The organism is Nonomuraea cypriaca (genome assembly GCF_015645445.1).
Taxonomy (GTDB): Bacteria; Actinomycetota; Actinomycetes; order Streptosporangiales; family Streptosporangiaceae; genus Nonomuraea; species Nonomuraea cypriaca.
Genome location: NZ_JADOGI010000011.1, coordinates 79,584 through 87,888 on the forward strand (window position 1 = coordinate 79,584; position 8,305 = coordinate 87,888).

At 71.8% G+C, this 8,305-nt stretch carries 9 protein-coding genes; 3 read left to right on the top strand and 6 right to left on the bottom strand.

Going from position 1 to position 8,305, the window contains the following annotated elements; genetic code table 11:
• Positions 1 to 8: 8 nt before the first annotated feature.
• The 5 genes from ITP53_RS05965 to ITP53_RS05985 all read right to left on the bottom strand — a co-directional run bounded on the left by ITP53_RS05965 (position 9) and on the right by ITP53_RS05985 (position 4,495).
• On the bottom strand, positions 9 to 1,049 hold the full coding sequence (locus ITP53_RS05965; RefSeq protein ID WP_195894269.1) for an ABC transporter ATP-binding protein: 1,041 nt from the start codon (positions 1,047 to 1,049) through the stop codon (positions 9 to 11).
• Positions 1,046 to 2,350, bottom strand: a complete 1,305-nt coding sequence (locus ITP53_RS05970) for an aspartate aminotransferase family protein (RefSeq protein WP_195894270.1) — start codon at positions 2,348 to 2,350, stop codon at positions 1,046 to 1,048. The genes ITP53_RS05965 and ITP53_RS05970 overlap by 4 nt, the downstream gene beginning before the upstream one ends.
• Positions 2,351 to 2,353: 3 nt before the next feature.
• A complete protein-coding gene (locus ITP53_RS05975) occupies positions 2,354 to 3,067 on the bottom strand; it encodes an IclR family transcriptional regulator (RefSeq protein ID WP_195894271.1) in 714 nt (237 codons plus the stop codon).
• Between the two features lie 174 nt (positions 3,068 to 3,241).
• A complete protein-coding gene (locus ITP53_RS05980) occupies positions 3,242 to 3,622 on the bottom strand; it encodes a PHP-associated domain-containing protein (protein WP_195894272.1) in 381 nt (126 codons plus the stop codon).
• An 84-nt stretch (positions 3,623 to 3,706) separates the two neighbouring features.
• Entirely contained in the window at positions 3,707 to 4,495 is a 789-nt protein-coding gene (locus ITP53_RS05985) for an SDR family NAD(P)-dependent oxidoreductase (RefSeq protein WP_195894273.1), read from the bottom strand.
• 188 nt (positions 4,496 to 4,683) lie between these two features.
• Between ITP53_RS05985 and ITP53_RS05990 the strand changes: the two genes are divergently transcribed.
• From ITP53_RS05990 to ITP53_RS06000, 3 genes are read left to right on the top strand one after another with little or no spacing between them, the layout of a single operon-like run.
• Positions 4,684 to 5,928 carry an acyl-CoA dehydrogenase family protein gene (locus ITP53_RS05990; protein WP_195894274.1) on the top strand — a complete coding sequence of 415 codons (1,245 nt, stop codon included), beginning with the start codon at positions 4,684 to 4,686 and terminating at the stop codon, positions 5,926 to 5,928.
• A gap of 3 nt (positions 5,929 to 5,931) precedes the next feature.
• A complete protein-coding gene (locus ITP53_RS05995; protein WP_195894275.1) occupies positions 5,932 to 7,041 on the top strand; it encodes an acyl-CoA dehydrogenase family protein in 1,110 nt (369 codons plus the stop codon).
• Between the two features lie 32 nt (positions 7,042 to 7,073).
• Complete coding sequence (locus tag ITP53_RS06000) at positions 7,074 to 7,922, top strand: MaoC/PaaZ C-terminal domain-containing protein (RefSeq protein ID WP_195894276.1); 849 nt, start codon at positions 7,074 to 7,076, stop codon at positions 7,920 to 7,922.
• A 78-nt stretch (positions 7,923 to 8,000) separates the two neighbouring features.
• Here ITP53_RS06000 and ITP53_RS06005 read toward each other — a convergent pair.
• Positions 8,001 to 8,305 (bottom strand): acetate--CoA ligase family protein (locus tag ITP53_RS06005; protein WP_195894277.1); only part of this gene is annotated, 305 nt, incomplete at its 5' end.

Below are 8,305 nucleotides of genomic sequence, written 5' to 3' on the forward strand. Positions count from 1 at the left end.
TAACTCCCTCAGTGGTTGAGGACGACACCGGCGTCCACGTCCCAGCCGGTCTCGACGTCATCGCCGATCGCCAGGGTGGAGCCGGCCTCTTCGCGCCGTTCGGAGATCACCAGGACCCCCGAGGCCAGCCGTACGTGATAGCGGGTGCTCGCGCCCTGGAAGATCACGTCTTCCAGGCGGCCGTGATAGCGGTTGGCGCACGTCAGGTTCTTGCCGACGGCGACGTGCTCGGGCCGGACGGACACCGCCCGCCCGGTGCCCGCGACCTTGACGCTGATGCCCGCCGACTCCAGCAGGCCGCCCTCGCAGGCGCCCTCGAACAGGTTCGTGTCGCCGAGGAAGGTGGCGGTGAACGTCGTGGCGGGCGAGCGGTAGAGGTCGGCGGGAGGCCCGATCTGCTCGATGCGGCCCTCGTTCATCACCGCCATCCGGTCCGACATCGTCAACGCCTCCACCTGGTCGTGAGTGACGTAGACGAACGTGGTGCCGGAATCGTGCTGGATGCGCTTGAGCGCCTGCTGCATCTGGACCCGCAGCCGCAGGTCCAGCGCGCCCAGCGGCTCGTCGAGCAGCAGCACGGCCGGCTCGTTGGCCAGGGCGCGGGCGATGGCCACCCGCTGCTGCTGACCGCCGGACAACTGCGACGGGTACCTCTCGCCGAACCCGTCCAGGTCCACCAGCTCCAGCATCGAGCCGACGATCTCGCCGACCCTCCTCGCGGGCTTGCGCTGCAGCCGCGGCCCGAACGCGACGTTGTCGGCCACGGTCAGGTGCGGGAACAGGGCCAGGCGCTGGAAGACCATGTTCGTGGGACGCCGGTGCGGAGGACGGCCGCGCATCGACTCGCCCCTGATCAGGACCTCGCCCGAGGTGGGCTCCTCCAACCCCGCCAGGATGCGCAGCGTCGTGCTCTTGCCGCAGCCCGAGGGGCCGAGCATGGAGAAGAACTCCCCCTTGGCCACGGCGAAGTCGACCTGCTCGACACCTCTGGCGCCGTTGTCGTACACCTTGCGGATACCGCGGAGCTCGGCGTCGGGCGTGCTGGTCATGTCGTGCTCCTCATTTCCGCGAACGCCTCCTCGGCCGCCTCGAGCAGGGCCTCGACATCGGCCTCCGTGTGCGCGGTGGACAGCGCGGCGTGCAGCAGCGGCTTGGCCGGGAGCAGGATCCGGCGCTCGCGCGCGACCCGGTGCAGGATCGCGTAGCGGGCCGGGTCGCTGGCCATCGCCGTGCGGTAGCCGGTGACCGGGCCGGACATGAAGTACGGCTGGAAGTGACCGCCCGCGCCGGCGACCAGGGCGGGGACGTCGTACGTGCGGGACAGCTCGGCGAACCCCTCCCGCAGCCGGGTGCCGAGCTTGTCGAGGTATGCCTGGGCCGAGCCGTCCGCCAGCAGCGGCAGGGCCGCCGCCGCGGCGGCCACCGCCGAGCCGTGGCCGTTGTAGGTGCCGACCCAGCCGACCGGCCCTCCGCTCGACGGGTCGGTGACGGCCAGCAGGTCCGTGCGGCCCTCGACCGCGGCCAGCGGGTAGCCGTTGGCGATGGCCTTGCCGTACGTGGTCAGGTCGGGGGTGATCCCATAGACCTGGCGCGCGCCGCCAGGGGCCAGGCGGAAACCGGTGAGCAGCTCGTCGAAGATCAGCACGATGCCCAGCTCGGCGGTCAGGTCCCGCAGCAGCCGCAGGTACTCGCCGGTCGCCGGGATGAAGCCGATGTCGATGAGAACGGGCTCCACGACCACGGCGGCCAGCTCGGCGGCGTGCTCGCGCAGCAGCCGCTCGGTGGCGGCCAGGTCGTTGAACGGCAGGACCACGGTGTCCCCCGCCGACCGCGACAGGCCCGCCGAGCTGGGCGGCGCCGCGGGCCGTTCCGCGGGCCCGAGCTGGTCGGGGGCGGGCCAGGTCGACACCCACAGCGGGTCGAACCAGCCATGGTAGGCGCCCTCGGCCTTGGCGACCCGCTCCCTGCCCGTGCTGTGCCTGGCGATCGCGAGCGCGTGCATCAACGCCTCGGTGCCGGTGTTGGCGAACTTGACCCGCCCGAAATCCGGGATCATCCCGGCGAGCCGCTCCACCGCGTGCACCGCGTCCTCGGTCTCCACCCCGGTGGTCAGCCCGCGGCTCACCGCGGCCGTGACGGCCGCGTCCACGTCGGGGTGGCGGTGGCCGAGCATCACCGAGGCGTTGCCCATGGTGCAGTCGAGGTAGCGGTCGCCCTCGACGTCCCACAGGTACGGCCCCTCGGCACGGTGGAAGTAGACGGGATGCGGCGACTGGAAGCGGGTGTTGGAATGGACGCCGCCGGGCACGTACCGGCTCGCGCGTTGAAAGAGGGCGTGCGACGTGGTCACCTGTTAACTCCTCATCTCCAGGGAGAGCCGCCCGGCCTCGGCCAGCAGCGCGGGCACGCAGGCGTTCGCGTTCTCGCGCGTGAAGCGCGCCGCGGGGCCCGCGATCGAGATGCCGCCCACCGCGTGCCCCGACCGGTCGAGAATCGCGGTGGCGCGGCAGCGCAGGCCGACCGCGTAACTCTCCTCATCGACGGCGAACCCCTCCGAGCGGGCGGTCGCCAGCTCCTCCCTCGTCTCACGCAGCGCCTGCTCGGCCTGCTCGCCGACGGTGGCGCGCACGATCTCCAGCTGCCGCCGTACGGGCAGCATCGCCAGCACGGCCTTGCCCATCGCCGAGGTGAGCGGGTTGAGCACGTCACCGACGTGGGCCACGGCCCGCAACGAGTGCGCGGGCTCCTTCCGTGCCACCAGCACGATCTGGTCGCCCACCAGCAGGCCCGCACTCGCGCTCTCGCCGGTCTGCTCGGCCAGCGACTCCACGGCGGCCTTCAACCGGTCGGCAGCGTGCATCTGGTCGAGCGTCCGCACGGCCAGATGCACCAGCCTCGGCCCCGCCGAGTACCCGGACCTGTCCATCTGCACCAGGAACCCGCGCTCGACCAGCAGCCCGACCAGCCGCGACGCGGTGGAGGGGGGAACACCAGCCGCCGCGGCGATCTCACCCAGCTGCAGGGGGGCGCGGTCGTGGGTGACCGCGACGTCCAGGACGTCCAGCAATCGGGCGAGGTAGCTGGTCCGAGACTCGCTTCCACTCAGTGGAACTGCCTTTGCATTCATTGGACGGCAATTTAGGTACGTCTCTATCGGGAGTCAAGACCAGGGAAAAAACGGAAACAAGCAGTTACATGCCCGTTTCAATCCATTAATCCCGTACGACCTGCCGCAGCGTGTTCATGGGCCGGGGGCGTAGCGGAGCGCGTGGGGCCGGTACTCCCCATAGCACTCCGCCTCGCGCAGGGCGTCCAGGAAGGACACGGGGCCGTCGAAGGCGGGCATCTCCAGATAGGCGGCGCCGACCCCGGCCGGGTCGTGGGCGTCCGAGCCCACGGTGCCGGGCAGACCGTACGCCCGCGCGGTGCGCAGCGCGGTCCGGTTGTGCTCCTGATCGGGGATCTTGGCGTTGAACACCTCGACCGCGTCGATCCACCCGGCCTCGCACATCGCGTCGAGGCCGGCGCCGACCCCGCTGCGCAGCGGGTCGTACGGGTGCGGCGCGCAGACGAGGCCGCCCTGCGCGCGAATCCGCTCGACCACCTCGCGGGCGCGCAACACGTACGGCACCCGCTCGGTGAGCGGTCCCGGTGAGCGGCGGGCGGCCTCTTGAACGGCGGGCGGTCCCGGTGAGCGGCGGGCCGGTCAAACGGTGAGGCCGAGTTCGGCCAGGAGTTCCTGCGAGTAGGCGATGCGGCCGGTCAGCTCGCTCGGCGGGGCCTGGCACAGGGCCAGCGCGGCGGCGGCCATCACCTCCGGCGGTTCGGCGTTCGGGTCGTCCTCGGTGGTCAGGTGATGGAACAGCGTGCCGGGTGTAGGCACCACCTTGGTCGGGGCGAGCGAGTTGACGGCGATCCCGTCGGCGTAGAGCTCGGCGGCGAGCCCGGTGCTGAGGCGTTCGAGCGCCGCCTTGCACATGCCGTACACGGTGCCGCCCAGCCCCGCGCGCGGGCCAGGCGGGATGGCCGGGTGGCGGGCGGCGACGGAGGAGATGTTCAGGATCCAGCCCCGCCCGCGCTCCCGCATGCCGGGGATGACCAGCTGCGCCAGGTGGGTCGGCGCCGTCACCTGCACCTCGAACATCAGCGCCTGGCGACGCGCGGTGAACTCGGCCACCGGCGTGAAATAGGTGACGGCGGCGTTGTTGACCAGGATGTCGATCTCGCCACAGCGCTTGTGGACCTGCTCGACCAGCCGTTCCCGGTCCTGCGGGACGGACAGGTCGGCCGCGAACGCCTCCGCCGTCCCGCCGGCCGCCCGGATGCCGCCGACCGTGTCCTCCAGCGTGCCGGGCAACCTGCTGGTTCCCGGCGTCACCGTACGGGCGCTGGCCGCGACGCAGGCTCCCTCGGCGGCGAACCCCGCCGCGATGGCGGCGCCGATCCCCCTGCTCGCCCCCGTCACGAGCGCGACCCGTCCGTCCAGCCGCCCCATGGCCATCCCGCCTTCCCACGGTTTTAGAACTAAGTTCTGGAATTAGCTTCAAGCCGGACGCGCCCAGCTGTCAAGGTCCGGCGTGCGGTCTTGACATGCGAGACGCTAATGATAGAACTGGATTCTAGGATTCTGTTTCGCCAGGCCCTCCAGGAGCGGCCGCCGCCGCGCCGGAGCGAGGAGAACGCATGGAACTCGATCTGGGTCCCGAAGTCGAAGCGTTCCGAACGGACCTGCGCGGCTGGCTGCGCATACACGTCCCGAGCGGGCTCGCCGACCTCGTCGACTGGAATCTCGCGCCGGTGACCGGCGGTCACCGGCCGTCCGCCCTGGTCCGGGCGCTGGCCGACCCGCGCTACCTGGAATGGGAGCAGGCGCTCACGGAGGCGCGCCTGGTGTGCCCGCAATGGCCCGCCGAGTACGGCGGGCAGGACATGGACGCGATCAGGATGGCCGTGCTGAACGAGGAGTTCGCCCGCGCGGGCGTCCCCCGGGTCGCGCGCGGGATGGGCGAGTCGCTGGTCGGCCCGTCCGTCCTCGTCCACGGCACGCCGGAGCAGAAGGCCGCCTTCCTGCCCAGGATCGTCTCCGGCGAGGACGTCTACTGCCAGGGCTTCTCCGAACCCGGCGCGGGCTCTGACCTGGCCGGCGTACGCACCCGCGGCGTCGTGGACGGCGACGAGATCGTGGTGACCGGGCAGAAGGTGTGGACCTCGGGGGCGGCCAGGGCCACCATGATGTTCGTGCTGTGCAGGACCGACGTGGACGCGCCCAAGCACGCCGGGCTCTCCTACGTGCTGGTGCCGTTCACCGTCCCGGAGATGCAGTACCGGCCGATCCGGCAGATGACCGGCGCCGCGGAGTTCTGCGAGGAGTTCCTCGACGGGGTGCGGGCCCCGCTGTTCAACGTCATCGGCGGGCTGAACAACGGCTGGCGGGTCGCCATGACCACCCTCGGCCATGAGCGCGGCGGGCGCTCGACCGTACAGCACCTGCGTTTCGAGGGCGAGTTCTGGGAGCTGGTGGAGGCCGCGCGCCAACGCGGAAGGGACACCGATCCGCTGATCCGCCGCCGCCTGGCCTGGGCCTACACGCAGGTGCAGCTCATGCGTTACGGCGGGCTGCGCACGCTCGCAGGGATGGCCGCGGGGCGGCAGCCCGGCCCGGAGTCCTCGATCGCGAAGCTGTTCTGGAGCGAGTACCACAAGCGGCTGGGCGAGCTCGCGGTCGACATCCTCGGCCCGGAGGCGCTGGTCAGGCCGGAGGGCGCGGGCTACCCCACCACACGCTGGCAGAACGTCTTCCTGTCCAGCCGCGCGGGCACGATCTACTCCGGCACCAGCGAGATCCAGCGCAACATCATCGCCGAGCGAGCGCTCGGCCTGCCCAAGGAGACGAAACCGGCCGGGCCGGCACGGAAGACGGGGGCCTGAACGATGAAGTTCGCGGAGAGCCAGGAGCAGAGGGAGCTGCGCGATTCCGTACGGCGGTTCCTGGCCGAGAAGTCGCCGCTCACCGCCGTACGCGAGCAGATGGACGGCCACGACGGCTACGACCGGGCGGTGTGGCGGCAGGCCGGCGAGCAGCTCGGCCTCACCGGGATCGGGATCCCCGAGGTCTACGGCGGGGCCGGGGCCGGCTTCGTCGAGCAGTGCATCGTGCTCGAGGAGATGGGCCGCGGCCTCTACTGCGCCCCTTACTTCGCCGGCGCGGTGCTCGCCGCCACCGCGCTCACGCGGTGCGACGACGAGGACGCCAGGAAGCGGTACCTGCCGGGAATCGCGTCAGGCGAGGTGATCGCGACGCTGGCCGTCACGGGCGACGGACGGACATGGAACGGCACCGACACGGCGCTGGCCGCCCGCGAGGACGACGGGACCTGGCGGCTGTCGGGTCACCGCGGCCTCGTTCTCGACGGGCACGTCGCCGATCTGATCCTGGCCGCGGCACCCACCCCCGGCGGGGTCTCCCTGTTCGCCGTGCCAGGCGGCGCACCCGGGCTGACGGCGACCGCGCTGCCCACCCTGGACCAGACCAGGCGGCTGGCCCGCCTGGACTTCGACGAGGCGCCGGCCGAGCTGATCGGGACCGCGGGCGCCGCTCCCCTGGAGGCCGTCATGGACGTCGCCGCGGTGGCCCTGGCGGCGCAGCAGCTCGGCGGCGCGCAGGCCGCGCTCGACATGGCCGTCGAGTACGCCAAGGTACGCCGCCAGTTCGACCGCCCGATCGGCAGCTTCCAGGCGATCAAGCACAAGTGCGCCGACCTGCTGATGGAGATCGAGTCGGCCCGGTCGGCGGTCGTCTACGGCGCGTGGGCCGTCGCGGAGGCGGCCGAGGACGTGCCGGTGGTGGCGCCGCTGGTCAAGGCCTACGCCTCGGAGACCTACCTGCACGCGGCGTCGGAGAACATCCAGATCCACGGCGGCATCGGCTTCACCTGGGAGCACGACGCCCACCTGTACTTCAAGCGCGCCGCGTCCGACAGCCTGCTCTTCGGCGACGCGGACTTCCATCGCGACCGGCTGGCAGACCGGATCGGAATCTAGGCCGAAGGACCCCAGGCCGTCTAGGAGGGCACATGCCACTGAACCATGACGTGATCGGCGTCGAGTCCGAGCCCGTCGAGAAGAGCTGGACCAGCAAGGACACGCTGCTCTACGCGGTGGGTGTCGGCGCCGGGCTGGACGATCCGGCCGAGGAGCTGGCCTTCACGACGGAGAACTCGGCGGGCATGCGGCAGCGGGTGCTGCCCACGTTCGCGGTCCTGGCGGCGCAGGGCGGCGGGGGACGGGAGCTCGGGGACTTCGACCGGGCGATGCTCGTACACGCGGAGCAGGGGTTCGAGCTGCACCGGCCGCTGCCGCCGGCCGGCTCGGTGCGGATCACCTCGAAGGTGACCGGCATCTACGACAAGGGCTCTGGAGCGCTGGTGGTCAGCGAGGCGCTCGCGGTGGACCCGGAGACGTCCGAGCCGATGATCACCTCGCGCAGCTCGCTGTTCATCAGGGGCGAGGGCGGGTTCGGCGGCTCCCGGGGGCCGGCCGCGGAGTGGAAGTCGCACGACTGGCCGCCGGACCATCAGGTCACCTACCGGACCCGCCCCGAGCAGGCGCTGATCTACCGCCTGTCCGGCGACCGCAACCCGCTCCACTCCGACCCCGCCTTCGCCGCCCGCGCCGGGTTCCCCCGCCCGATCCTGCACGGGCTGTGCACGTACGGGGTGACCGGACGGGCCCTGCTGCACACCCTCGCCGACTCCGACCCGGCGCGCTTCGCCGCGATGTCCGGCCGGTTCAGCGCGCCGGTGTTCCCCGGGGAGTCACTGACGGTGTCGATGTGGGTGGACGGCGACACGGCGATGTTCCGTGCCGCGAAGGACGACGGGACGGTCGTGATCGACAGGGGCACGGTGCGCCTCAACCAGTGAGACCCCCGTGGGCGGGTTCCCGTGCGGCTCAATCAGTGAGACCCCCGTGGGCGGGTTCGTTCCCGCCAACCGTGCGGCTCAACCAGTGAGACCCCCGTGGGCTGGTTCCCGCCAGGTGACGAGCGCGTCCAGGGCCTCCACCCGCGAGCCCGACACCAGCAGCGGGTTGATCTCCAGCGACTCGAGCCGGTCGCCCAGGCTCTGGGCGAGGCCGGCGACGCGCGTCACCACGTCCGCGACCGCGCCGAGGTCGGCGGGCTCGGCGCCGCGGGCTCCCTGGAGCAGCCGGGCTCCACGCAACTCCGTCAACGCGCGCCGCACCTCGGCGGCGTCCACCGGGAGGATCCGCAGGGCGGTGTCCCGCAGGATCTCGACCCATAGCC

Excerpts from the sequence above, each read along its gene's own strand:
- ITP53_RS05965 (WP_195894269.1), bottom strand. The coding sequence starts at position 1,049 with ATGACCAGCACGCCCGACGCCGAGCTCCGCGGTATCCGCAAGGTGTAC.
- ITP53_RS05985 (WP_195894273.1), bottom strand. The coding sequence starts at position 4,495 with ATGGGGCGGCTGGACGGACGGGTCGCGCTCGTGACGGGGGCGAGCAGG.
- ITP53_RS05990 (WP_195894274.1), top strand. The coding sequence starts at position 4,684 with ATGGAACTCGATCTGGGTCCCGAAGTCGAAGCGTTCCGAACGGACCTG.
- ITP53_RS05995 (WP_195894275.1), top strand. The coding sequence starts at position 5,932 with ATGAAGTTCGCGGAGAGCCAGGAGCAGAGGGAGCTGCGCGATTCCGTA.
- ITP53_RS06000 (WP_195894276.1), top strand. The coding sequence starts at position 7,074 with ATGCCACTGAACCATGACGTGATCGGCGTCGAGTCCGAGCCCGTCGAG.